This window comes from Pedobacter sp. PF22-3 (assembly GCF_026239555.1).
Lineage (GTDB): Bacteria > Bacteroidota > Bacteroidia > Sphingobacteriales > Sphingobacteriaceae > Pedobacter.
Genome location: NZ_JAPIVP010000001.1, coordinates 150,748 through 175,646, shown reverse-complemented (window position 1 = coordinate 175,646; position 24,899 = coordinate 150,748). Strand labels below are relative to the sequence as shown.

General features: G+C 36.6%; 20 protein-coding genes. 13 read left to right on the top strand and 7 right to left on the bottom strand.

From position 1 onward, the window contains the following. The first annotated feature begins 5 nt into the window (after positions 1-5). The 3 genes from OQX63_RS00750 (at position 6) to OQX63_RS00740 (ending at position 1,517) form a co-directional block, all read left to right on the top strand. Positions 6-818 (top strand): hypothetical protein, encoded by an 813-nt coding sequence (locus tag OQX63_RS00750; protein WP_265848983.1) that lies wholly within the window; start codon positions 6-8, stop codon positions 816-818. Between the two features lie 49 nt (positions 819-867). Further along, the gene (locus tag OQX63_RS00745) at positions 868-1,083 is read left to right on the top strand and encodes a hypothetical protein (RefSeq protein ID WP_265848982.1); all 216 of its coding nucleotides are present in this window, start codon (positions 868-870) and stop codon (positions 1,081-1,083) included. A 242-nt stretch (positions 1,084-1,325) separates the two neighbouring features. Further along, a complete protein-coding gene (locus tag OQX63_RS00740; protein ID WP_265848981.1) occupies positions 1,326-1,517 on the top strand; it encodes a pinensin family lanthipeptide in 192 nt (63 codons plus the stop codon). 242 nt (positions 1,518-1,759) lie between these two features. On the opposite strand, the gene OQX63_RS00735 is transcribed toward OQX63_RS00740, so the two are convergent. From OQX63_RS00735 to OQX63_RS00720, 4 genes are read right to left on the bottom strand one after another with little or no spacing between them, the layout of a single operon-like run. Then, on the bottom strand, positions 1,760-3,634 hold the full coding sequence (locus OQX63_RS00735) for a lanthionine synthetase LanC family protein (protein WP_265848980.1): 1,875 nt from the start codon (positions 3,632-3,634) through the stop codon (positions 1,760-1,762). Between the two features lie 8 nt (positions 3,635-3,642). Continuing rightward, the gene (locus OQX63_RS00730; protein WP_265848979.1) at positions 3,643-4,470 is read right to left on the bottom strand and encodes a thiopeptide-type bacteriocin biosynthesis protein; all 828 of its coding nucleotides are present in this window, start codon (positions 4,468-4,470) and stop codon (positions 3,643-3,645) included. Positions 4,471-4,477: 7 nt separating this feature from the next. Then, positions 4,478-7,111 carry a lantibiotic dehydratase gene (locus OQX63_RS00725; RefSeq protein ID WP_265848978.1) on the bottom strand — a complete coding sequence of 878 codons (2,634 nt, stop codon included), beginning with the start codon at positions 7,109-7,111 and terminating at the stop codon, positions 4,478-4,480. Between the two features lie 8 nt (positions 7,112-7,119). Continuing rightward, a complete protein-coding gene (locus OQX63_RS00720) occupies positions 7,120-9,321 on the bottom strand; it encodes a peptidase domain-containing ABC transporter (RefSeq protein ID WP_265848977.1) in 2,202 nt (733 codons plus the stop codon). An 88-nt stretch (positions 9,322-9,409) separates the two neighbouring features. Here OQX63_RS00720 and OQX63_RS00715 point away from each other — a divergent pair, with 88 nt between their 5' ends. From OQX63_RS00715 to OQX63_RS00705, 3 genes are read left to right on the top strand one after another with little or no spacing between them, the layout of a single operon-like run. Continuing rightward, complete coding sequence (locus OQX63_RS00715) at positions 9,410-10,855, top strand: ABC transporter permease subunit (RefSeq protein WP_265848976.1); 1,446 nt, start codon at positions 9,410-9,412, stop codon at positions 10,853-10,855. Then, the gene (locus OQX63_RS00710; RefSeq protein WP_265848975.1) at positions 10,842-12,266 is read left to right on the top strand and encodes a DUF3526 domain-containing protein; all 1,425 of its coding nucleotides are present in this window, start codon (positions 10,842-10,844) and stop codon (positions 12,264-12,266) included. The genes OQX63_RS00715 and OQX63_RS00710 overlap by 14 nt, the downstream gene beginning before the upstream one ends. A gap of 34 nt (positions 12,267-12,300) precedes the next feature. Further along, positions 12,301-14,556 (top strand): TonB-dependent siderophore receptor, encoded by a 2,256-nt coding sequence (locus OQX63_RS00705; RefSeq protein WP_265848974.1) that lies wholly within the window; start codon positions 12,301-12,303, stop codon positions 14,554-14,556. Positions 14,557-14,851: 295 nt separating this feature from the next. On the opposite strand, the gene lysA is transcribed toward OQX63_RS00705, so the two are convergent. Together lysA and OQX63_RS00695 are read right to left on the bottom strand one after the other, a co-directional pair. After that, entirely contained in the window at positions 14,852-16,018 is a 1,167-nt protein-coding gene (gene lysA, locus OQX63_RS00700; protein WP_265848973.1) for a diaminopimelate decarboxylase, read from the bottom strand. 318 nt (positions 16,019-16,336) lie between these two features. Continuing rightward, positions 16,337-17,650, bottom strand: coding sequence for an aspartate kinase (locus OQX63_RS00695; protein ID WP_265848972.1), 1,314 nt, complete (start codon positions 17,648-17,650; stop codon positions 16,337-16,339). Between the two features lie 343 nt (positions 17,651-17,993). Here OQX63_RS00695 and OQX63_RS00690 point away from each other — a divergent pair, with 343 nt between their 5' ends. After that, positions 17,994-19,730, top strand: a complete 1,737-nt coding sequence (locus tag OQX63_RS00690) for a phospho-sugar mutase (protein ID WP_265848971.1) — start codon at positions 17,994-17,996, stop codon at positions 19,728-19,730. Between the two features lie 122 nt (positions 19,731-19,852). On the opposite strand, the gene OQX63_RS00685 is transcribed toward OQX63_RS00690, so the two are convergent. Next, positions 19,853-20,590 (bottom strand): hypothetical protein, encoded by a 738-nt coding sequence (locus OQX63_RS00685; RefSeq protein ID WP_265848970.1) that lies wholly within the window; start codon positions 20,588-20,590, stop codon positions 19,853-19,855. A gap of 280 nt (positions 20,591-20,870) precedes the next feature. Here OQX63_RS00685 and OQX63_RS00680 point away from each other — a divergent pair, with 280 nt between their 5' ends. The 6 genes from OQX63_RS00680 to OQX63_RS00655 all read left to right on the top strand — a co-directional run bounded on the left by OQX63_RS00680 (position 20,871) and on the right by OQX63_RS00655 (position 24,893). Then, positions 20,871-21,155, top strand: a complete 285-nt coding sequence (locus OQX63_RS00680; protein ID WP_265848969.1) for a hypothetical protein — start codon at positions 20,871-20,873, stop codon at positions 21,153-21,155. A gap of 200 nt (positions 21,156-21,355) precedes the next feature. Then, positions 21,356-22,126, top strand: a complete 771-nt coding sequence (locus OQX63_RS00675; protein WP_265848968.1) for an MbnP family protein — start codon at positions 21,356-21,358, stop codon at positions 22,124-22,126. A 27-nt stretch (positions 22,127-22,153) separates the two neighbouring features. Then, positions 22,154-23,164, top strand: coding sequence for a cytochrome-c peroxidase (locus OQX63_RS00670; protein WP_265848967.1), 1,011 nt, complete (start codon positions 22,154-22,156; stop codon positions 23,162-23,164). Continuing rightward, positions 23,151-24,104 (top strand): transporter, encoded by a 954-nt coding sequence (locus OQX63_RS00665; protein ID WP_265848966.1) that lies wholly within the window; start codon positions 23,151-23,153, stop codon positions 24,102-24,104. The genes OQX63_RS00670 and OQX63_RS00665 overlap by 14 nt, the downstream gene beginning before the upstream one ends. A gap of 10 nt (positions 24,105-24,114) precedes the next feature. Beyond that, positions 24,115-24,546 (top strand): hypothetical protein, encoded by a 432-nt coding sequence (locus OQX63_RS00660; RefSeq protein ID WP_265848965.1) that lies wholly within the window; start codon positions 24,115-24,117, stop codon positions 24,544-24,546. 86 nt (positions 24,547-24,632) lie between these two features. Then, a complete protein-coding gene (locus OQX63_RS00655) occupies positions 24,633-24,893 on the top strand; it encodes a YHS domain-containing protein (protein WP_265848964.1) in 261 nt (86 codons plus the stop codon). Positions 24,894-24,899: the final 6 nt, after the last annotated feature.

The following is a 24,899-nucleotide window of genomic DNA, read 5'->3' as shown; positions in this document are numbered from 1 at the left end:
GTAAAATGAAAAATCAAATTATCGCTCTTCTCTCTTTGCTTTTTCTAACCACATTTACTTCTTGCACATCCTTCCTTACTCCAGCTATTTTGGGAAACAATATGGGTTATATACCAAAGGCAATGGTTGCAGATAGTGTTAAAATGTTAACAAATGCATCAGCAAGCTTTGCTGCTGCTGCTTCACCTAGTGCTGGTACTGGTTTCGAATTGGGAATGGCAAATATAAGTCAGTCGCATACTTTTAAGAAAGCAAATATTTCATATGGAATTTTTGGTTATGTAGGAAAGGCATCGGGTGGAGATAAGGATATTAGTGAAGAGAACTTAAAAAATTATCTTCCATCCTTTAAAAAATCGATAAATGGTGTTGGCTTAAGATTTTCTGCTGGTCTTCACCACACCTCAGTTAACAGAAATACAGATTTTAGATACATCAATTTCGAAAATGCACTTAGCTTTGAAGGCGGAGCATATACCAAATTCAGGCAGGAGGTTTATAACAACCACATTCCGGATGATGTAGCCGTTACAGACAGAAGAGTGCTATGGACCACAGGACTATCTACAGAGGTAATCTGGAGGGTAAGGGATAACCATGATTTCCGACATGCTTTTAGATTTTTTATTGGTGGCACCCCTAACTTTGCAAATAGCTTTAGGTCTGGTATTAAAGCAAATGACGTCATAAGAGGTAAAAATTCTTTGGGTTGGGTTTTTAACTACTTTTTGTACATTAAACGTTTTTCTCTTTCCCTCGAAATGGCTGATCATGTTAATTATGCGCAAAAAATTAGCGTTGGCTATTCATTTCAATAAAAACATATCAATGCGATTGCTGTTCTGGTATTAATAAAAAACAGATATTATGAACAGAACATTAGGAATTATATTAATGGTTGTGGGCATCGCTATGCTCATTTGGACTGGATTCTCTTATACTAAAAGAGAAAAAATTGTTGATGCAGGACCCATTCAAATATCAGCAGATAAAGAAAAATCTGTGAACTGGCCACCTTATGCTGGAGGTATTATTTTGGTAGCGGGGGTAATTGTGTTTGTTACTTCCAGAAACAGAAAATAATATTCAAATCTTTCTAGTCTTCCATCTCTATCAATTTAAGTAAAAATCTATTGTTTTAATATTTTAAATATTTGATTTATAGTTAGTTATTTGCTTTTGTAAATATTTTTGCAACATAGTTGCGAAAATAGCACTCTTTATTTTGCAACTATGTTGCAATTAACTAACTTAGTACTGTTGCAACCGGGGATAAGCCGAAACCCCGTAACCACCAGTAGGCATCAACATTAATCAATTATTTTATGAAAAATCAATCAGAAAAAATCACTTTGAGCTTAGAAGACCTTCAGTTGGAAAGTTTTGTAACCAGTATTGATAGCGAAGTGGCTATGCGTTTATCTGGCGGTTTGGGCAGTGTATCAGAGCCAACACACACTGAGCAAACAGATGACCACCATACGCCACCTGTTAGATGTACCACCGTTATCTGTTAATTAATAAACGGTATTTTTCATCTCAAGGCGCTTAAGGGCGCCTTGTTTTGTTAAGTGGTGGTTAGTGTAGTGATAAGCGTTCAGCGTCTATGATGATTAAGCGATTTAAGTTTAGCGGTTAGGACACAATTATCTAGTTATTAGATATAAATCAGCAACGTATTGCCCGATTTACATACTTCGACAAGCTATCATTTACGTTAAATTTAGCGTTTAATCAATTACCACCTTATAATCATTTGTTATCTCACTACTTCGATAAAGCCTGCCTCAATCAATAACCGAATCTGCTGAACCACTTTATCCACTAATTCCACCAAAGACTTTTCATTTGGCTCATCTCCAAATAGCGTAGTGTGAAGTGATTTTACAAGCTCCTCTCCTTTTATTTTCTCTTTCTCCATTGCATTTAAAATCAATGCGGTAAATAAACCAACATTAATTTCTTTTATTCCATTTTCATCACTAATGAATAAAAGCAGCTCATTTTTTATCCCTTTGAGCGGGCGATAAAGTTTTAACCGATCACTTAGCCTGAAAAATCTATCGATCAACTCTTGATCTGTCAGTTTAAGGCTTTCTTCAGCTCTTTTAAGCCAATATTTATGTTTCTGCTCGAAACTAAAATAACCTTTGTGTTTTTTCCATAAATCAACCAATGTACTTTCCAGATTGAACAGAGCGTCAATTTCATCGTTTGGCATTTTCGAAATTGCTGATTGTAGTTTTTCCTTAAAATCATCAACATCTTCAGCCTCAAAAGCAGAGAAATACTTTAATTTTTCTAATGTTCTGGGATAATATTTTGAAAAAACCGACCTTTTAATTTGAATTTCATCATATTGATCGTCCAATATTGATTTGTTATTGTTTTCTGGCAATGCCGGACTTAAAATACTATCCGAATTTTGTCCGATTAAAATAGTTACTAAGATGTAACCTATTCCTGCTTTCCCTGATAACAGGCCATAATCTTTAACGCCAGATGAAACGTAAGTATTGTAGCTATTCGTTTCTTGATGGAGTGCGCTGGCCTGGTTTAATATTAAGGCAATTTGAGCTGCTAAGCTATAGTTTAATAAAAATGGGATCATTCCACAATAACCGCTAACTAAGGTAAAATCAGTTCGATCTAGCTTTTTTAAATCATCCAGACAGCGTTCTAAAGCATTTTGGCAATCGGCCATATAGCTTTTTTCTTTAATGACCTGCATGGCCAATTTTCTGCTCAGTCCTACCCCGGCAGCACCGTGCGCCCAGGCATTTACATCAGTCATTTCCGGTAAAAATGTTTCCAATTTCCATTGATGCACGTCAGGTTTATTTAACCGGTGTGGACCAAGACGTAAATCCAGCCAATTTTTAGCAGGATTGTAGAAATACTTCATTTCGTACCTCAAAGCTTCTTTGGCAAGATAAATTAATCCCGAAGCACTAAAATATTGACCAACCTGCATCAATACCCAGGCAATGCCTGATGCACCATGAGAAAAACCGGTCATACTGTCGTAGGCTTTTTTTGATCCTGAATAGTCCCACTTCAGGCCTTGTTCCGAAATCCGTGCTTCAGCAATTAACCGATCAATCAACAAGCTCACCATGCTTAACACTTTAGGGTGATTGGTGTGATGATAAAGTAAGGTGAACAATAGCAAATTACCCGTATAACCACTTAAAAGATCGGCCTTTAACAATCCAGTCAATTGTTTTTCATGATGGAGCGTTAGTGCCAAAGCTTTAGCTTTATAAAATTCATCATGGGTAACTTCAAAAATTATAAGGCAAGTGTAAATCACCCCGCCCATGCCAGTGTACAATGCAAAGAATTTTGGATAAAGCACTTCATCTGCATTTAAGATGCGGTACATAGCTTTACTTACAATTCTCAGATGATCTGCATTTCCATCAAACTGATATAATTTCAAAAAAAAGAGAACGATGCCACAATTGCCGTTAAAGAGGTCATAACTTTCCCTAAATTCATATTCGTCAAGATTGAAGTAAAACGGGGTTGGCCACCAGATTTCCTGATCAGTTTCTATCAAATTAAGACACAGTTCATCGTAAATTTCGTAAAGTTGATCTTTAAATTTTTCGGTCTCTTTTACTGTGAACATGATTAAATCTATTGAATGGGTTTTTTATGGATAAACTGAAGGCAAGCCATAATACAGTACATGATGTAGGCTTCTTCATCATTAGAAATACCTAATCGATTATTATTCATATGTATGAAGCTTGAAATGATCTGAAATAATTTATCTTCTTCAAAACCAGCAGATTTATATAGTTTAATTATGGTAATAGTTTCAGATAAATAAGTGTTTAATTCACCATCTACATTTCTTGCATCTAGCGCTTGCCAAAAGTGTTCTGCAGCTTTAAGTACTTTGATTTTCGATGTTAAAAAAACAGTTTCGAACTGATTAAGCCAAAATAACCTTTGTTGTTCCTTCTGTTTTGTTTGGTTGAAGAGTTTAGGTAACCAACCTTCTAAAAAGGAATTGCACAGGCTAATTAATGCCTGTTTATCCCATCCAGTAGAAAATAATAGGGTGAGGTGCAGCTTTATCGCCTGTGCCATAGGTGATTGATTGGCTTGCTTATTTGCAATCCAATTTAAGATATAGGCAGACGAACATTCAAAATACCTTTCTGCCCAAAGTATACTCTTTAAATTCCCATACCTGTCTATTTCTGGTTCATACTCGGCCATCTGAATCAATTTGATTACTGATGTTTCTGCACTAAGCGACTTAGCGATCAATTGATGATGTTTTTTTACGGCTTTTAACCTCAAACGGATATGATCACCGCCTTCCCAATAACGTATAAAAAACCAGGGTGTGCGCCATTGCTTAATAAATGGATAAATAAGCTGTTTTAAGAGTTGATCGGCATCTCCATGATGGAATAAATACAGAGATAACCATTTGTCTTGTCCACTTTCCATAAACTGATCAGTTATTATACCATTGGATGAGGTATTCGCTTACCTTATTTTGGGCTGGTTTCGGAAATACCTCTTCAAGCGTAATGTAATTACCGGCCCTCAACAATAATTTCTTAAACAGGGCTAAGAACAAGGGGCTATGGAATGAAAGGTATTGTGGTTTATAATCATCGTGCAGGCCTTCCCTTTTATCATCAGATTTATGCTGGTAAGCACGTTTTCTTAAAAAGAGAAATACTTCATGCGGTAAGTTGTTTTTATTGAGCCAATCATTTAACTTGATGAAATACTCGAAATCTGTTTCAAACTGATCCTGTTGAGGAACAATGGTTGTTTTTATACGCCATGTTTTACGTCTTAAAATTACATTTTTTGCATAAACGATCCTGGGCAGTGCAAATAAATCTGGTAAAGGAACGGGATGTTGATCTTGGTAAAACTGATCTATTAATTGAATAAAGGGCTGTAGAGATACGCGGGCATCAGGATTGAAATGTGAGAGCAGTTGATAAAGATTAGATCTGTTATAAAAAGATTCTAAACTCAAATCATAACTATACAATTCAGTATCGTCTTTATAAAGCTTTAATATGCCTTTTTCCTCATCATATTTTACTTTTAGATCGCATATTTTCAATTGTTTGCCTGATGGGTAAATGTTATTTCCGCCGGGGAGTTCAAGTTCCTGAGCCAATAATGGCGGATGGATATTCGCATTAAACGTTGAAGCATCATTCAGTTCTACTTTAATCGTTCCCGTATGAAGCTTTTCGTTATGCTGAATAAAACTATCGGTAATTTTTCGATCAAAGAGTGATAAAAAACGGCCACTCACTTTGCCCATTCCTGGTAATAAGGCATTTACAACGCCGGCAAAATCATTTTCAGCTTCGCCAAACTGTACAAACATCCCAGCCGTCGAATTTTTAGATAGATCTGAGGCCCCAGGGAGGTCTGTAAAGAAATTACTGTCTAAATTGATAAGATTTTCATCTTTATCTTCAATTTCTGACAATTTTCCTGAAACGGCATCTTTCCAATTCTTTAAAGCTAAAAAATCGGTGTCATTAAGCAATTCTAGTTCCTTTTCCGGTTTTTTTACGTAGAAATAGTAATCTTTGTAAAAAGTGATCAGGTCGATCGCTTTATCAGCCTGGTAGTATTGTAAAAAGAAATCACGCATTTTATTCCGCTCTTTCCGCAAAACATCAAGCGGAAGCAGGTGGTTGATCAATTGATTTGTTTTATTGATAAAAGCCTTTACCTCTTGTTCGGGAAGTTCTGTTTTTTCTGTTGTAAAGCAATCTTCATAAAAAATATGTCGGGCAGAAAAATAATAGGGCATAAATTTATGGCTCGAAAATTTTTCTGTTTCCAGGCTTTCCTCAGCTATTTTTTTATCTGATGGGCTATTGTACAAAGGAAGTCCTGCCTCCTGCTGTAATTCTGAAAAAACTTCATTTAATTGTTTTTCTGCTTCCTGTAGAATCTTATAACGGGCAAAAGAAACGGCTGATGGGTATTCATCTCTGTATGTCTGTAAGTTTTCAAAAAGCATAGTAATTGGTAGTACTGATGGCTCTACTTTTTTTAATGACCCCAGAAAAATTAATAATTTATGGCCCCATTCTTCATCCATACCCGAAAATGACAGGTTTAATTCAAGCATTCCTGATTCAATCAGCTTAATCAGGTATATTTTAATACTTTCATAATCCGGGCCTTCAAGATCCTGATGAAGCTTTAAGATTAATTGTTTAAATGAAACAGGCTCCTGATGCTTATTTAAGTGCTGATAAACCATTAATTGCAGGCCTTTTGTATTAATCTGCTGAAACGACTCTATATTATTGAAATTGCTTAAGAAACAGATTTTATCCTCTTTAATTGCTGCCGTTATATTCAGTTTAATAAATAAGTGTTCGTTTAATAAGGGATGTCTTTTCAATATTGACTTGAGATATTCGAATATGGCGTTATTTAATTTCAAACGGCAACAAACTTCATGGGGTGTATTCGGTTTAACCACTTCATTTAATTTGGCTAAACCGGTATAGGTAAAACTACTGAAAGGTGAAGTTTTAAAAGCCATCCTGCTGAGGTATCGCATCAGGCTAAATACCATTCGTTGTTCTTTTTGTTTAAAGCGCTCAACATCTTTTTTAATAAAGCTGTCCAATTGCTCATAAATCAACGGACTGGATAATAATAGGCCATTCTGCAGCTCAGGTAGTTGTGCTATTTCCTGTATCTGTTTTTTTTGAATACGTTGTTGCTTCTCAAATTTTAAGGCGTACTCATTTTTAAAATGATTAAGCTCTTCTATCTGATTTAAATAAACCTGTATATCGTTTTGCAGTTGTTCTGGTAATAGATAGATAGCACTTTGATTAATGTTTTTATCATTAAATATCTGCCGTTTAAGATTGATTAACTGCTGCCTTGCCATATCATTTAACTGAAGATTTATTACAGTATATAAAACATTGCAAAGGTTGTTTTTTAACTGTTCCTTTTCATTTATTTGCTTAGTATAGGATGATAGAAGATGTTCTGCATCCTTCAATTTAAGCTGATTAAAGAGTTGATGATGTAATCCGGCATAACGTACCAAAGAGTAAGGAAAAATCTGTAAGCTCATATCTGTTTTTATTTACCGAGTTCGAGTTGGTTTTTGATTAGGTTATAATAACTTCCTTTATTTAGCAATAGCGTTTCATGTGTACCGCATTCTTTTATTTCGCCCTGGTGCAACACGATGATCTGATCGGCATGTTTAACCGTACTTAGCCTGTGGGCTACAATCAGCACCGTTTTGCCTTTAAAAAAAGTATTAAGGTTGTTCACTATAGATCTTTCATTCTGTGCATCAAGTGCGTTGGTGGCTTCATCCAGAAAAACATAATCTGGATTACGATAAATCATCCTGGCGATTAAAAGACGTTGTTTCTGTCCTTCACTAAGACCATAACCATCTCTTCCTACCACCGTATCGTAGCCAAAAGGCATGGAGGAGAAAAAATCATGCATATTGGCCATTTTTGCAGCTTCATAAAGACGTTCGAAATCTTTTAGTGTTGTGCCTGCAAAAATGTTATTTGCGATAGTGTCCATAAAGACATAGCCATCCTGCATGACTACACCACAATGTTTCCGCCACGATTTTGCATTAACCTGTGTAAGCTTTTGCCCACCTATAGCAATTTCGCCGTCAGTAAGGGAGTAAAACTTTAATAACAACTTAATAAGGGTCGTTTTACCGCTACCACTCGTGCCTACAATAGCAGTAACTTTTCCGGCCTGAATAAATAGATTGATATCCTTTAAAACATATTGCGCATGCCTGCTTCCATATCTAAAAGACACTTTATTTAATGAAATATCAACAGGTCCAACATTTTTTATGGGTTCTTTCCCCTCCAGATCCTCATCCTCCTCCTGTTGCACTTCGTCCATCCGCATTAAACTAAACTTGGTGTTTTGTGATACCCTTGCAAATTCTACCAGTTGATTTACGGGAGCATTCAGCTGACCACAGACGTAAGTAACTGCCAGCATGCCGCCAAGTGTAATCTGATCATTGATCACCAGCATGGCTGCAGCATACGTAATCAAGACGTTTTTTACTTCATTAATAAAAGAACCCACCCCTTGCATGCGTTGATCGAGTTGAAGTGCTTCCAGTTTTAAGTCAAACGACTGATCCTGGAGACTTTCCCATAATTGCTTTTTATTTTCTTCGCTCCCGGTGAGTTTGATTTCCTGCATGGCATAAAAAATTTCTAAAAGCAACTGTTGATTGGCAGATAGTACTTTAAATTTTTTCTGATCAATAATTTTTCGTTTCTGTTGAAAAGAATTGGACCATAAGATGCTGATTGCGGCACCAATAATAAAAAGCAGAAATATTTGCCAGTTGTAATAGAAGAGCACACCACCAAGCACCAATAAGGTAATGGCCGACAGGATAAAGTTGATCAGAAAATTAGTCAGGAACTCTTCTATGCGCTGGTTATCATTTACCCGCTGCATATTGTCGCCGGCCTGTCGGTTATCAAAAAATGAAAAAGGGAGTTTCATCAATTTAGCCAGAAAATCTTTCAGCATCGTAATACTGGTTCTGGCCCCAATGCGAAACAAAATCCTGGCGCGCATAAAATCCATTAACATCCTGCCAGAAAAAAGCATAAGCTGGCCGAGGCAGATGAGCAACAGTAAATTGGTGTTTTTTGCGTTAATTCCTTTATCAACTACCATTTGGGTAAGTAGCGGAATGATTAATGAAAAACCACTGGCCAAAAGCAAGCTGACTAATATGGGGAGCCAGCCCTTTCGATGCATTTTGAGGTAAGGTAATAATGACCATAAAGAAGTTTTATGCTCATCGGGCACTTTCAGATCTTTGAAAGCCTGGTTGGGCTGAAGCAACAAAACCCTTCCTGTTTTCTTTTCTATATTAATTGTCCAGGCAGTTAAAAAATCCTCAATATTGAGTTTGATTTTACTGTTTAAAGCCGGATCGGCCAAATATGCATACCGATCATTTACTTCATACAATACTACATAATGTTCTTTCTGCCAGTGTAATATACAAGGTAACGGAACATTTTCTAATTTAGAAAACGGTAATTCTGCTGCAAGTGTTTTAAAGCCCAGATGATCCGCTGCATCAGTCAGGTCGCGCAAGGTTGTTCCCTGCTTTCCAATGCCACATAACTTTCTTAAATACTGCATTGAAAGATTTTTACCGTGATAGGCTGCAACCATTTTTAAACAAACCGGACCACAATCCATGGCGTCGGGCTGCTTATAAAATGGGTACTTCTTTCTACGGATAAAATCTTTGATCATGGAGAAAAAGAATATGTAAATGCAATACAGTTGCAAATATGTAAAATATAATGCAACTTTGATGCATTAAATAATAGTAAAATTTTAAATGAGAAAGGAAAGTTTTGCCACCTGGCAGATGCTGATCAAAAAAGAATTTTTGTTGAATTACCGGAATAAAACAGTGCTGATTTCGGCTATTGCCATATGGACGTTATTCATTGTCGCTACGTTTTGTACCCTCTTAAATTACCATGCCAGCCATAAGCAACGATTAGCAGCTAATGCGCTATTCAGGCAGCAATGGGCGCATCAACAGCGTAATCCGCATGATGCAGCACATTTTGGGACATACCTTTTCAAACCTATTAACCTCCTTAATGTTTTCGATTCGGGTATTAACGATTATACCGGGAATACCTATCGGATAGAAGCACATATTCAGCATGAGATCAGTAATAGTGAGGCCGAGCATAATGACACTTCCATGCGTTTTGGAAACCTCAGCTTTGCACTTATTTTACAGTTCTTGGTTCCTTTATTTCTTTTATTTATCACTTCTACCAGCATTACGAGCGAGAAAGAAAGCGGTACCCTTAAAATGCTTTTAGCTCAGGGTTTAGTTAGCCGAAAAATAATGTGGGCAAAGGTTTGGACAAATTACCTGCTGATTATAGTGATCATACTCCCGGTTTTTTTAATCATGGCCCTAGCTATTAGTTTCTCTGGCGATGCAGGCTTACTTTTAGGCAGGCTTTTGTGGATTTTCGCTACTTGTTTATTATACTACCTGCTAATTGCTTTACTCGGTACAATTATTTCAGCAGTTAGCAATCATTCAGGGAAAGCATTGTTAAGTGGCTTATGTTTTTGGATTTTCATGAGCATTATTTTTCCTAAAATAGTAACCGGTACGGCCAGCCGTAGTTATCCGTTAATGTCTCGGGCGGTTTTTAGCGATTTGGTAGAACAGGGTTATAGAAATGGCTTAAACGGAAAAGATCCTTACGCCGCCCGCGGTGAACGTTATATTAATAGTTTATTGAAAAAATATCAGGTAGACCGTGCAGAGGCATTGCCTTTCAATATAGATGGCTTGACCCTTCAGTTTAATGAAGATTACCGTACCCTGGCCTTTAACCATTATTTCAAGGTGGTTCAAAACCGTTTTGATCAACAACAACGTTTTTTAAGTCTATCCGGCATTTTTGATCCCTTTCTCTCAACCAAACGCCTTTCGATGGCACTGGCAGGGTCTGATTTTTATCATCATGAACAATTTTTTAAACAGGCGCAGATTTACCGGAACCATCTCATCAGAAAGCTGAACATGCAGTTGGCCATACATGGCAAGGATGTTAAGGGTGAATATTTGGTCGGGCCTAAATATTTCGCTCAAATGAAAGATTTCAGCTATCAATTACCAAAACTTTCCACCGTATTACAGTTAGAGAAAATTGCGATACTTTCTTTAATTGGATGGATACTCCTGCTCATTCTTTTGCTTCATTTTATTACTTCACGTTCTTTAGCCCTTAATTATGCAGCTGTTTAAAACCATATTCTTATTCGAGTTCAGGCTGTTGGCCAGACAAAAAATTATGCTGGTTTTAATCGGTTTTTTCTTTGTAGCAGGGCTTTATAGCATTTATGATGGTTATCGTTTTACTCAAAAACAATTACTGGCTATTGATAGCCTTAAACAAGGGTATCAAAAAAAGTATCAGGAAGCTGTGGCCAGTTTTTCTGCAGATACGACTACTGCAAAGGGAAAAACTTTATTTAATCAGGCAGGGATACCATCAGTAATTGAATATAAAAATCCTTTATATGCCATTCATAAACCTCATTCATTAAGTATGTTATCCATCGGGCAACGGGATTTAACGCCCTATTATGATGTGATAACCCGCAGACGCAATTTTGTGCAAGACTCAAATGCCGAAATTTCTAATCCCGAGCTGCTTGCATCAGGCAATTTCGATCTGGCTTATGTTGTTGTCTATCTGCTTCCCCTACTAGCTATCGCATTATGTTATAATGTCTTATCCAAGGAGAGGGAGCAGCAAACGGATAGATTACTTTCCGTTCAAGGCCTTTATTTTGGCAGGATAATGAGCTATAAACTTGTTTTTAGGTTTATACTGATTGGTGTAATGGCCTGGCTGCTCAGTACAATCGGTTTTATCTGTTCGGCATTACTGATTTCTTTTGATCCGCTAGCGGCTATATTATGGATGCTGAGCATTAGTGCTTATCTTTTCTTTTGGTTTGCGGTTATTTTTTTCATCATCAGATGGAGTCAAAGTTCTGCCCAAAATGCCCTTTATCTCTTAGGTATGTGGTGCTTTTTCTTAATGCTTCTGCCCGCGTTGTGTAATGCCATGGTACGTTTATATTATCCCATTCCGCTAAAAACCGACGCAGCTGTTGCATTAAGAGAAAATAGTGAAGCGATATGGGCATTGCCACGCAAACTCCTCATTGATACCTTTTACCTGAACAACCCTAAATACAAACATTTAAGGGTAGCGTCAGACACGAGTGAAAACAGTAACAAGCGTTTTGCAGCGTATTATGATCTTTTAGGACGTCGAATGACACAAGTTGTTAAACATTATAACCAATATCCTGAAAAACAAAATGCTGCTGTCAATAATGCAAGTTGGATTAATCCGGCAATGAAAACTCAATATATACTAAATGGAATTGCTGAAACCGGACTGAAAGATTACCTCTCTTATCAGGATCAGGTAAATGCTTTTCAAAAAACCTGGGTAGATTTTATGAGCGACTATATCATATCTGATAAAAAGTTAATTATAAGTGACTTAAAAAAACTACCTGAATTTAAACTTAAGCCAATAACAAATAAAAATCAGCAAATTCTGCGGGATATTTCATACTTATTCGGTTTCAGTTTATTGATCATCTTAATTGCTCTAAAACTCCGCATCAAAATTTAAATCAAACAACCATATATCAATCACGCACAAAAAAATGAACAAAAAATTTTACCTTATCTTATTTTTATTAATTTCTATACAACAGGTTTATGCCCAGCAGGAAAAGCGGAGCAAATCTGTACAGGATTCTACTACCAAAGTACGCCAGCTTAATGAAATCCATATCGACGGTCAGAAAGCAGTCAAACTCAAAAAGGATACCTTGTCTAATGGTTTGAGGATGCAGGTTCCGTTATTACAGATGCCACAAAATATTATTAGTATTTCCTCTGCCCTGATACAGCAGCAAGGTGGTTTGCAGTTGAAGGATATGGCCAGAAATGCCAGTGGTGTATATTTTGGATATAACAGTTCGCCTTTCGATAATTCGGCATCTATAAAAGTAAGGGGATTTAATGCCTCGACGACCATTAATGGGATGCCAAACCGATTGGTTTTAGGCGCAACGCTTGATGATGAGGCTATCATCGAAAGCCTTGAATTTGTTAAAGGGCCGGCAGGATTTATCAGTGCATTGGGTGAGCCGGGCGGAACACTAAATATCGTAACAAAATCGCCTAAAGAAAAACTGCTAAATATAATGGTTACAGGAGGCAATTATAATTTTTTTCGCGCTACTGCAGATATTGGTAGCGCCTTAAAAAGTAAGGGCTTTTCATATCGTTTCAATACGGCTTTTCAGCACCAGGATTCGTATCTCAATTTTATGAAAACCACCAAGTATGTAATTGCCCCAGTTTTACAGTATAATTTTAGTCCAGGTACATTTTTAATAGCAGAATACAATTACATCCGTGGAGAGGTTAAAAATGGTTCTTCAATCAATAAATTGCGTCAGGATAAAGATGTGCTGCAAGATCCGATCAGCTTAAATTTCAGTGCCGGGATCGGTTTGCCTTTAAGTGTTTCGCAAACACATACATTCAGATTCAGTGCCGTTCATAAATTTAATGAAAACTGGCAGCTTACTTCACAATCTAACTTTGTTAAGGCACCTGCCAACCAATGGTACATGGTATCGGCAAATAACAGGACATCGATTAGCTTAAACACTCAGGGCAAAACCAACCGTATTGCGAGCAACTCAAATATATTGGGCGAAACCTATAACACCAACCTATTTCTGTCAGGCAAATTTAAAACAGGTGCATTAAAACACACTTTGTTAATCGGAAGCGATTATACCACAGGTAAAGATTCACTGTCAACCTATTACGGGATCAACTCTTTCCCTTTTGAAAGGAATAATCCAATCTTTTATGTAGATGCGAATACCGTGGGTATAACTAAAAGGTCGATCAGACAAGAAAATCACATTCACTACTCAGCGGCCTATTTTTATGATAATATAGCTTTTGATAAATTTTTGCTAACCGTTGGCGGGCGTTATACCGATTACCGCAACCGCAATATGCTAACCACTACAAAAGGCCCACGTACACCAGATTATTACAAGCAAGATGCTTTTTCTCCCCGTGTAGCACTAAGTTTTATGCCTGATTCTACATCATCTGTTTATTTGCTTTACGATCAATCATTTGTGCCTAAAACAGGTCAGGTAGTAACCGAAACGGTTGATGGACCCCAGGCGGGACAAAAAACTGTTACCGCATCAAAGCCTGTTGAACCCGAACTGGGTAATAATTTTGAAATCGGTATAAAAAAGAACTGGTTTAATGGACGTTTGTTAACTACTGTAAATGGCTTCCATACTGTAAAAAGGAATGTAGCGGCAAGAGACTTTAGAAGTTATGCGGCTGCTGCGGGGGCAATAGCCTATTATCTTCAATTGGGCGAGGTAGTAAGCAATGGTTTTGAGGTAGACGTAATCGGAAACATTACCGATCGACTTTCAGTGATCACGAATTACACCTACGTGGATGCCAAAATAACAAAAGACAATAATCTTAATCCAACAGCCGATGATCCATCTATCGTAGGGCAAAAGATGCCGGATGTACCTCAGCAAGTATTTAATACCTGGTTACAATATAGCATACCTTTGAGCGGTTACCATAAAATCTCCATCAGTGCAGGGCAAACCACCATCAACAAGCTTTCCGCAATCAGCCAAAGGGATACCTACCTACCCAACTACACCAAATTTGATGCTGGTTTAAGTTTTAGCAGCCCCAAATATATGTTCAGGTTAATTGCAGATAATTTAACCAACAAACGCTATATGGCATCTGGTGATATTACAACTGATTTTCCATATGCTGGCAATAATTATTTCTTTGTTGAAGGAGAACCTTTTACCATCAGGCTTTCATTAGGCGTGAAATTTTAATCTTACATTAAGCTAGAAGCTATTGGATTATCCAAAAAACACGGGGAACGTAGTGTTTTTATCACCACCCACGATATTTTTGATACGCTTAATTTAGGGACCAGGATTGGAATTATGGGAAAGGAAACTCTTATACATACTTTGGATGCCGGGGATATTTTGGCATTTGATCTTCAGCAGTTGTATCTGTAGAAGATTTAAAATAATAATCGTCATTGCGAAATAACTTATGTATGAAGACCCTGAAATAAATTCAGGGTGACGACTGTATTTATACTTCGCAATGACGAAAAAACTAGATCTCGTAACTATACACCGATCTTATCGCATCCCTTAAATTATACTTCGATGCCATTACCTCTCCGTAAGCACCAGCGCTTCTGATGGCAAAAATATCGCCCCTAAAAGATTCTGGTTGTTCCACCTCTTTACCAAAACAATCGGTACTCTCGCAAATCGGTCCAACGATATCGTATTTGATTGGCGTTTGAGATCTGAGATTTGAGATTCGAGATAAATTTTCTATTTTATGATAGGCTTGATATAGTGCTGGACGCATCAATTCGGTCATTCCTGCATCTAAAACCACAAAGTTTTTCTTCTTTCCGTTTTTAATATACAATACACGGGTAATTAACGATGCTGATTGACCAACCAGGGCCCTACCCAATTCGAAATGCACTTCCTGACCCGGTTTAATGGTTAAGAATTCATTGAAAATTTTAAAGTAAGATCCGAAATCAGGAATTTGATGATCGGGATTGTAGTAATCGATCCCTAAACCACCGCCTACATTCAATACCTGAAGTTTAAATCCCTTATCTTCAAACCATGCAGCAAATTCATTTACACGAACACACAGGTTTTTATAAACATCCAGATTGGTAATCTGTGAGCCGATATGAAAATGAATACCAATAAATTTAAGGTTTGGAGAAGCTTTTAAGGTATCGGCACATTCAGGTAGATCCCATGAATTGATCCCGAATTTATTTTCATCTAAACCTGTTGTAATATTATGGTGTGTATGCGCATCAACATTTGGGTTAATACGGATGGCTACCTGAGCAGTTTTACCTTTTTTAACTGCAAGTTCATTTAATACCTCTAATTCCTGGATAGATTCTACGTTAAAACAGAAGATATCAAGATCAAGCGCTTCATTAATTTCTTTATCAGATTTACCAACACCGGCAAAAACGATTTTTTTATTGTCGAAACCTACTTCAACAGCTCTTCTTACCTCGCCAGCACTCACACAATCTGCACCAAAACCAATTTCTTTGACCTGGTTTAACAGTACAGGATTGAAATTTGCCTTTAATGCATAATGGATATGAAATTGATATGGAGCTGCTGCATCTGCACAGGTGTGCAAGGTTTTTTGCAACAAATCGGTATCGTAGTAGTAAAAAGGCGTTTCAATATTGTTAAACTTTGATATATCTTTATCGGCGAACATGTTCAAATTCCTTATTATAATTTTAATTTTATTCTTTGGGCTAATTTATTTGGGTAACTACCTGGATTTAAAGCATGGAAGAATTACCCAGAAACAATACAATGGAAAAATCCGATTTTTTATCGTACTACTTCTCCTAATATTGTTTCTCTTATTTATCAAAAAATGAAGATAGCAGCAGCCATATTTATCGTTCTTATTCTTTCTGCAGGATTGTATAATTCTTACAAAAAATATAAAAACGGGTTATTACCAGCAAACTTTCTGGCTTTTCATTGCCTTATCGGATTGCTGGTTTTAATAGGTGCTTTTTTCCTCTTATTCGAATAATCTATTGTGTAAGCTTCGTAGTGCCTCTGTCTTATATTCACTTAAAATTAAAAGCGAAACATTATAGTTACTTCCACCATAAGAAATCATGCGGATCGGGATATGTTTTAAACCTTCTAAAACCCTGCTCGCGAAACCATGTTTCTCTGAACCGAAATCGCCCACTACACACACAATGCTATGGTTAGTATCTACCTCAACGGTTCCAAAACTTTCCAATTCTTCGATAATCTGTGGCAAATGGGCTGTTTCATCAATGGTTAACGATACGGCCACCTCGGATGTGGTAATCATATCAATTGGAGTTTTATAGCGTTCAAAAACCTCGAAAACCCTGCGTAAGAAACCATAAGCCAGCAACATACGGCTTGATTGAATGCGGATTGCCGTAATACCATCTTTGGCAGCTATTGATTTAATCCTGCCTTTTTCGCTATCATGAGTAATTAAAGTACCAGCAGCTGAAGGTTCCATCGTATTTAATAAACGAACCGGAATTTTATACTTTTGGGCAGGGAAAACAGATTGAGGGTGTAAAATTTTTGCACCAAAATAAGCCAGCTCTGCTGCTTCATCAAATGATAACTGGGCGATTGGTTTAGTGCCCTTAACAATGCGCGGATCGTTGTTGTGCATGCCGTCTATATCTGTCCAGATCTGAACTTCTTCAGCCAGAATTGCAGCGCCCAATAAAGATGCTGTGTAATCACTTCCGCCACGACGTAGGTTATCTACCTCGCCAAAACTATTGCGACAGATGTAGCCTTGTGTAATGAATAATTTATTGTCTTTATGCTGCTCCAACAACGGCATTAAGTGCTTTGTGGTAAATGGAATGTCAGGTTCATTATCTTCATCCGTTTTCATGAAATCCAAAGCAGGCAACAATACCGATGGTACGCCAATAGATTTTAAATAAATATGATATAAAGTGGTAGATAATAGCTCACCTTGGGCCAATACAACTTTTTCCTCAATTGAAGTGAAAATATCATTTGCTAAGCCAGATAAGAAACTGAAATGATAATCAATTACTTCATTACCCTGTTCCTGAAATTCTGCAGCAGGTAATAACTCAATCACGAACGACTTATATTTCTGATATAGATTTTCGATCGCAACGCTCCCCTTCTTCTTATCTCCAGCTAAAAAATGTGTTGCAATTTCTACTAAACTATTTGTAGTACCAGACACAGCCGATAAAACTACAATCTGCTCTTCGTTTGGATTAATGATATCCAATAACTTCGTCATGCGCTCAGGACTACCTACAGAAGTACCCCCAAATTTTAATATTTTCATTTACTTGCCAATTGTTTTAAAAGGTAATGAACCATTATGCCTTTATTCCACCATGTGGTTTAAAAATTATGATGTTTCATTGATTTATAAACTATTTATAATCCGTGATCAAACAGCGGTAACCTCGCTGGTTTTGCAACTATTTTAAAAAAGTTACAATCGCCTAACATTAATACTGGATTTTCTTTATTATTGTATCGGGGCGTGAAATTAAACAAAAGCAGCTTAAAAGCAACACCCTCAACAAAATAAAATTTGGATGAGTTGAAATAAACATGTTTATACCAAACTTCATCCATTAAAATTTGTTCAACACCAGATATTAAATTAAAAAAACAGTTCAATGCAAGCAATTGACCAATCAACACAGGCCACCATTAATCAGTGGTTGAGTGGAAATTATGATGAAAATACCAAGGCAGAAATTCAGGCCCTAGTAGATAAAAATGCAACTACCGAATTAACAGATGCATTTTATAGAAGTTTAGAATTTGGAACAGGCGGTTTAAGGGGTATCATGGGTGCAGGTTCTAACCGTATAAATAAATATACCATCGGAACGGCTACACAAGGATTAGCCAATTATTTAAACAATAAATATCCGAACGAAAAAATTAAAGTTGTCATTGCACATGATAGCCGCAACAACTCTGATTATTTTGCAAAAATTACTGCAGATGTTTTTTCAGCAAACGGCATATATGTATACTTCTTCTCTGCATTAAGACCAACCCCGGAGCTTTCTTTCGCTGTGCGCCATTTCGGCTGCAAAAGTGGGGTAATGTTAACTGCTTCACATAACCCTAAAGAATATAATGGTTATAAAGCTTATGGTGCTGATGGTGGCCAGTTCACCTCTCCCGATGATAAGTTGGTAATTGATGAAGTAAATAAAATTAAAAGCATAGATGAAGTAAAATTCGACCGTGTTGATGCAAATATCCAACTGATTGGTGAAGATGTTGATAAATTGTATTTAGATGGTATTACTGCACTTTCAATCTCCCCTGAAGCAATAAAAAGACAGCACGATCTAAAAATCGTGTACTCTCCTATCCACGGAACAGGAATTACATTAGTCCCTAAAGCCTTAGCGCAGTTTGGCTTTACGAATGTTACCATTGTTGAAGAGCAAAGTACACCTGATGGGAATTTCCCAACGGTAGTATACCCTAACCCTGAAGAAAAAGACGCATTAACTTTAGCGATGAATAAAGCAAAGGAAATTGATGCTGATTTAGTTTTGGCAACTGATCCTGATGCTGACCGTGTGGGTATCGCCGTAAAGGATAATGAAGGTGAATGGGTATTGCTTAACGGTAACCAAACGGGTAGCTTGTTAATTAATTATTTGCTCTCGGTATGGCAAAACAGCGGTAAATTAGATGGTAAACAGTTTATTGTAAAAACCATCGTAACCTCAAACCTGATCGAAGAAATTGCCAAAAAGAAAAATGTAGAATACTACAATACCTTAACCGGATTTAAATACATTGGTCAGTTAATGACGGAGCTGGAAGGTAAGAAATACTTTATAGGTGGTGGTGAAGAGAGCTACGGTTACCTGATCGGCGACTTGGTACGCGATAAAGATGCAGTGGTTTCTGCCGCTTTCATTTCTGAAATGACGGCATACTATAAAGATAAAGGCGCTAGTTTATACAATGCCCTATTGGATATGTATGTAGAATATGGCCTTTATAAAGAAGATCTGGTTTCGCTGACCAAAAAAGGTAAATCTGGTGCCGAAGAAATCAAAGCCATGATGGTTAAATTTAGAGAAAATCCTCCTGCAACATTGGGCGGCTCTAAAGTATCGGTATTAAAAGATTACGAATTGGGACAAGAAACAGATTTGGCAACTGGAAAAGTAACCAAACTAGATTATCCTACCTCGGATGTTTTACAGTTTATTACCGAAGATGGTAGTATTGTTTCAGCACGTCCGAGTGGTACAGAGCCTAAGATTAAATTCTATTGCAGCGTAAATGCACCTTTAGCAGATAGAAAAGATTTTGATTCTGTTAATGCGCAGCTTGAAGATAAAATCAAAGCAGTTATGGCTGATTTGCAAGCCTAGTTTTTAATAGCAAATAAAAAGGATAAATACAGGTGAATGACCTTCATCTGTGTTTTTTGCTTAGCGTCCGTATCTCGATCCGATAGCGATCGGATCGAGATACGGACGCTGTTTTATTTTGATTATTTATTAATCAATTCCCTAACATTTTTCTTAGAAATGTAAATAATCGCAGGTTGATTCTTTTCTGTAGAAGCATATTTTCCTGTTTTTTTATCGTGGATAGCCCTTGTAGCAGAAACATACAATCTTCCCGATTGATCTATATGCAAATTGGTAATCTGATTATCAAAAGGAACAGGAAGTATTTTTGAAGTTCCGTTTTTAAAAATTTCAATATCACTTTTTAAAACATAACCTGAGCCATTGGTTGGACCACCGTCAAAAGCTTCTATGTTTTCTTTCAGCTTAATTTTCAGGTTATTATCTAAATAAATAGTGGCAAATTCTTGAGACCTTTGCTCAGAAATACCGAATTTTCTGCACCAGTTCCATGTAAATCCTTTATCCAGACTAAAATACTGACTAAAAGTTGCCAATTGCAGGTTGTTTTTTCGTAAATTATTAGACTGTAAGCCAAAAATAGTATCCTTTACAGATAGAAAACCATAAATCGGTTGATTATTTACTTTTGTTTTTTTCCAGGTCTTGCCCTTATCAGTAGTTTGATAAATTTCAGTTAGGGTAGATACCATTAATGTATCATCAATATTCCCGTAAACAGCATGGGCTTCTCTCCCATCAGCAATCTCGAGCCTGGTCCAATCTGGATCACTAAAGGCTGGAGGTACATCTGGAATTTCTTTTTTGGCGCATGATGACAATACCATCATTACCGCGATAGTTTTAAATAATTTCATAGGTTTCATTTTTGTGTATGGCAAGATAAGTAAATTTACGTTTAAACTAAAAACACAGGGAGTTAATTATAACGAAGTTTTCAAATTTTGCTTAATTCATTCTTAAAGAAAAGCTAAGACGAGTGAGTGAAAACAATTGCATAACTTTTCTTTGCTGCAATCAATTTCTTTAATACTTTTGCAGCTCAATATCATGTTCAAAAAAATCTTAATATATCTGATCATTACATGTACTGTTAGCAACGGTTTCATGCAACTGGTAATTTATTCAGGTTATCAAATGAACAAAGAATATATTACCAGCGTATTTTGTGTTAATAAAGCTCATCCTGAGCTGCATTGTGACGGACAGTGTTTCCTGGCTAAAAAGTTGAAAGATTTAGACGGCAAAAACAAACAGGTACAAGAAAACCTTAAAAGAGTTGTAGAGGCCGAACCTAAACTTCAAACAGTAGCACTAAATCACTATCTACCTTATTTCATTATCACTCCAGAAAATCTTTACATCGAAAAACCGGTTAAAGATCTTTCTATTTCTATTTTTCATCCACCGAAAACGGTTTAAGTAAATTCTTTTGTTTTAACACGTTGGTGTCGGTCTCGTACAGTTTTGACTATTTGTCGTGCTGAGCGTGGCTATGAACCCGTTACGTAAAAACAACGATCTTTTATTTTTTTTACTGCTAATTTCTATTCAATGTGAAAGATTCTTCATTGCATTCAGAATAACAGTAAATTATTTTTTACTTATCCAATTTTCTCAAAATGAAATTATCACCATACTTTTTGGCATTGTTATGCCCTATAATACTATTATCTTCCTGCAAAAAAGACAGCAATGAAGTTACTGCAGATGCTAAATCTACATTCTCGATCGAGTTTGAAAATCAGGTAAACGGAAGCCCTTTAGTTTTGAATACCAACACTTACCAAAATGCCAAAGGCGAAGATTTCAAAATCAACGTATTTAAATATTATGTAAGTAATATCAAATTAAGCAAAGCCGATGGAACGACTTACCTCATACCAGAGAGCTATTTTTTAATTGATGCTTCAAAAGCAGAATCGACAAATATTACATTAAAGGATGTGCCTGTAGGTGATTATACCAAAATTGAATACACGATTGGTGTAGATTATGCCCGTAATTTTGCTGGTGCACAAACAGGGGCTTTGGACCCGATCAATGGCATGTTCTGGACATGGAACAGCGGCTATATTTTCGTTAAATTTGAAGGAACATCGCCACAATCGCCGGCAACCGCAAATGCACTTACTTTTCATATTGGAGGTGTTACCGATCCAAACAATACGATCAGAACATTTGCTACTGAGATTAATGCAGCAAATCCACTTCGTGTACGTACAGATGGCAAACCAAACATGCATTTTATTGTAAATGCAGCTGCGTTATTTACAGGTAAAACAGATATTAGTTTCTCTACCTTGTACTTCACAATGGGGGGAGCAAATTCAGTAATCGTAGCCAATAACTACGCAGACGGCCTGTTTCGTTTAGATCACATTCACAATTAAATGCCAAGGAAAATAACTGTCTTCGCAATGCTTCTATTAAGCATTGCGTTGATGTATGCCTGTAGTAAAAGTGAAGATGAGGTAACACCGGAAGAAAAGAAAATTACTTTCTCGGTTCCTTCCAACTTTCCAGCTCCGGTATATAATTTTGAAGACAATAAATTAAGTAATGCGGGATTTGCATTAGGTAAAAAATTATTTTATGATGCCAGATTATCTGCAGATAAAAGCGTTTCTTGTGGAAGTTGCCATCAGCAATTTGCAGCCTTTACACAACTAGATCATAAGGTAAGCCATGGTGTAAACAACTGTCAGGGAAAGCGTAATACCCCGCCACTTTTTAACCTGGCCTGGCAAAAAGCATTCTTTTGGGATGGTGGAGTAAAAAACATCGAAACCTCACCATTAAATGCCATTACCGATGCCTGTGAAATGGGTACAGATATACAGACTATAATTGCATTTCTAAAAAATACTGCACCCTATCCCGATTTATTTAAACAGGCTTTTGGTTCAACAGAAATTAACTCACAGCTGGTTTTAAAGTCGATTGCCCAGTTTACAGCGGTATTGGTATCGGGTAATTCGAAATACGATAAAGTAATGCGTAAAGAAGCTGGCATTTCTTTCACTTCAACAGAGCAGGCTGGTTATAATCTATTTAAAGATAAATGTACCTCCTGCCATGCAGAGCCGTTTTTTACTGATTTTTCTTACCGAAGTAACGGATTGGATTTAATGAGTAGTGATGAAGGACGTTCACACATTACAGGTGTAGCTTCAGATTTTGGAAAGTTTCGTGTACCTACTTTGCGCAACATCGAATATACCAGTCCTTATATGCACGATGGCCGTTTTTACAGTTTGGATGAAGTTTTGGAGCATTATAATTCTGGCGTAAAAGCATCAGCCAATCTTGATGTACAATTGAAAACAGGCATCCCTTTAAGTATAACAGAAAAAGAACAGATTAAAGCATTTTTAAAAACACTAACAGATAATGAATTTATCAAAAATAAATTATATGCTGAGTCGTAAATTATTAATTATAATTTTATTACTCACGAGCAGCCAGGTAATTGCCTGCGATATCTGCGGCTGTTTTATGGGTATCACGCCCTATTATAATCGAAACAGCATCAGCCTTTTATACCGTTACCGTTCCTTCAATGGTTATGAAGGGCAATCACATTCCTTATTCCCAAATGGTGGAAGTTTCTTTATACCGGCCAGAAGCCAGGATTCACCATTAACCGATCATGATGGCAATCCCAGTGACTATGAACTTTACCGCTCTTTAGAAATCAGGGGTAAATATTTCATCAATAGTAAACTCGAAATCAACGCCATTTTACCCTATGTTTCCAATAGTGAGCGCTATAACGGATATACCTCTTCTATCTCAAGTGTTGGTGATGTCAATTTATATGCGGGCTATCACCTTGTGCAGAAACTGGAAGATAATTTCAAACAACAATTAATTGCCGGTGCAGGAATAAAATTACCTACTGGTAAAAATGATCTCAAAAATACAGCGGGGATCCGCTATTCTTCGCTGATGCAGGCTGGAACGGGAAGTACTGATGGTTTTGTGTATCTGAATTATATGGTTGGATTGGGCAAATTTGGTGCAAGCCTGAACACATCATATAAGGTTAACGGAACCAATAGTCGCGATGAAGGCATTGCGAACAGTACGACCAGTTTCTTAAATATCTTTTACGTCCAAAGAATTGGTAAAGATGTTCAGATCATGCCATCTGCGCAGTTTTTTTACGAGTATTCTGGTGGCGAAAAGTATAAAGGCCAAAAAACAGGTGAACATGTAATGAATAACCTGATGGGGGGTGCAGGTATTGATGTTTTTTATAAAAATATGTCGTTAAATGCCGGATTACAAAAGAATATCTGGGAAGCAGAAACCGATCACCCGATGAGTGCTGGTAAAGTATACGTTGGAATTTCTTACAATTTTTAAATTAAAGAATATGAATAAATTAAATATTGCACTACTAGGTTTGCTAAACGTTTTGTTTATTTCATGCAAAACTGAACCAGACGCTAAAGCAGTTCGCCAGGAAGTATTAAATATCCATGATAAATTGATGATTGATGGCGAAAAGGTAATTAAGAATAAAATGAAGTTAGATACGCTTTTGGTTTCAGACCAGATTAAACTTTCGGCAGATTCGGCTATACTAAAACAAAAAATTGCAGACTTAATCACACAATTAAATGCTGCTGATGAAAAAATGATGGATTGGATGCATTTCTTTAAAGATGATTTTAAAGGAAAAACCGCACAGGAAGATCTTGACTATTATAAAGCAGAAATGGTGAAAATAAGAGCAGTTGAAGATAGTTATATCAAAGTAACCAAAGCATCTGATTCATTGCTAAGAATATATAATGTTAAATAAGTAGTTGGGGATCATGAAGTTATGAATTAGGATATATAAGATGTCCTAATTTCAATTTTTTGATCACAAACTTTAAGAAAATCGAAATGAAAAAATTAAATTTTATAATAATCCTAATTGGATTAATTACAATAGTAATCAAATCAAATGCTAATAACATAATCGACCAGCCAAAAACAAGCCTGATCGATTCAGCAAAAAAAGTAGTAACAGATCCTGTTTGCAAAATGAAGGTGAAGGCTGGTACATCAAAAAATGCGGTTTATAATAAAATTACATATGGTTTTTGTTCAGAAAGCTGTAAGCAAAAGTTTGTAGCGGAACCATCTAAATACATAAAAAAATAATTCTGA

Coding starts and splice junctions, on each gene's coding strand:
- OQX63_RS00750 (WP_265848983.1), top strand. CDS start 6: ATGAAAAATCAAATTATCGCTCTTCTCTCTTTGCTTTTTCTAACCACA.
- OQX63_RS00710 (WP_265848975.1), top strand. CDS start 10,842: ATGCAGCTGTTTAAAACCATATTCTTATTCGAGTTCAGGCTGTTGGCC.
- OQX63_RS00720 (WP_265848977.1), bottom strand. CDS start 9,321: ATGATCAAAGATTTTATCCGTAGAAAGAAGTACCCATTTTATAAGCAG.
- OQX63_RS00670 (WP_265848967.1), top strand. CDS start 22,154: ATGCTTCTATTAAGCATTGCGTTGATGTATGCCTGTAGTAAAAGTGAA.
- OQX63_RS00745 (WP_265848982.1), top strand. CDS start 868: ATGAACAGAACATTAGGAATTATATTAATGGTTGTGGGCATCGCTATG.
- lysA (WP_265848973.1), bottom strand. CDS start 16,018: ATGTTCGCCGATAAAGATATATCAAAGTTTAACAATATTGAAACGCCT.
- OQX63_RS00705 (WP_265848974.1), top strand. CDS start 12,301: ATGAACAAAAAATTTTACCTTATCTTATTTTTATTAATTTCTATACAA.
- OQX63_RS00680 (WP_265848969.1), top strand. CDS start 20,871: ATGAACAAAGAATATATTACCAGCGTATTTTGTGTTAATAAAGCTCAT.
- OQX63_RS00725 (WP_265848978.1), bottom strand. CDS start 7,111: ATGAGCTTACAGATTTTTCCTTACTCTTTGGTACGTTATGCCGGATTA.
- OQX63_RS00695 (WP_265848972.1), bottom strand. CDS start 17,650: ATGAAAATATTAAAATTTGGGGGTACTTCTGTAGGTAGTCCTGAGCGC.
- OQX63_RS00690 (WP_265848971.1), top strand. CDS start 17,994: ATGCAAGCAATTGACCAATCAACACAGGCCACCATTAATCAGTGGTTG.
- OQX63_RS00740 (WP_265848981.1), top strand. CDS start 1,326: ATGAAAAATCAATCAGAAAAAATCACTTTGAGCTTAGAAGACCTTCAG.
- OQX63_RS00685 (WP_265848970.1), bottom strand. CDS start 20,590: ATGAAATTATTTAAAACTATCGCGGTAATGATGGTATTGTCATCATGC.
- OQX63_RS00660 (WP_265848965.1), top strand. CDS start 24,115: ATGAATAAATTAAATATTGCACTACTAGGTTTGCTAAACGTTTTGTTT.
- OQX63_RS00715 (WP_265848976.1), top strand. CDS start 9,410: ATGAGAAAGGAAAGTTTTGCCACCTGGCAGATGCTGATCAAAAAAGAA.
- OQX63_RS00735 (WP_265848980.1), bottom strand. CDS start 3,634: ATGTTCACAGTAAAAGAGACCGAAAAATTTAAAGATCAACTTTACGAA.
- OQX63_RS00655 (WP_265848964.1), top strand. CDS start 24,633: ATGAAAAAATTAAATTTTATAATAATCCTAATTGGATTAATTACAATA.
- OQX63_RS00730 (WP_265848979.1), bottom strand. CDS start 4,470: ATGGAAAGTGGACAAGACAAATGGTTATCTCTGTATTTATTCCATCAT.
- OQX63_RS00675 (WP_265848968.1), top strand. CDS start 21,356: ATGAAATTATCACCATACTTTTTGGCATTGTTATGCCCTATAATACTA.
- OQX63_RS00665 (WP_265848966.1), top strand. CDS start 23,151: ATGCTGAGTCGTAAATTATTAATTATAATTTTATTACTCACGAGCAGC.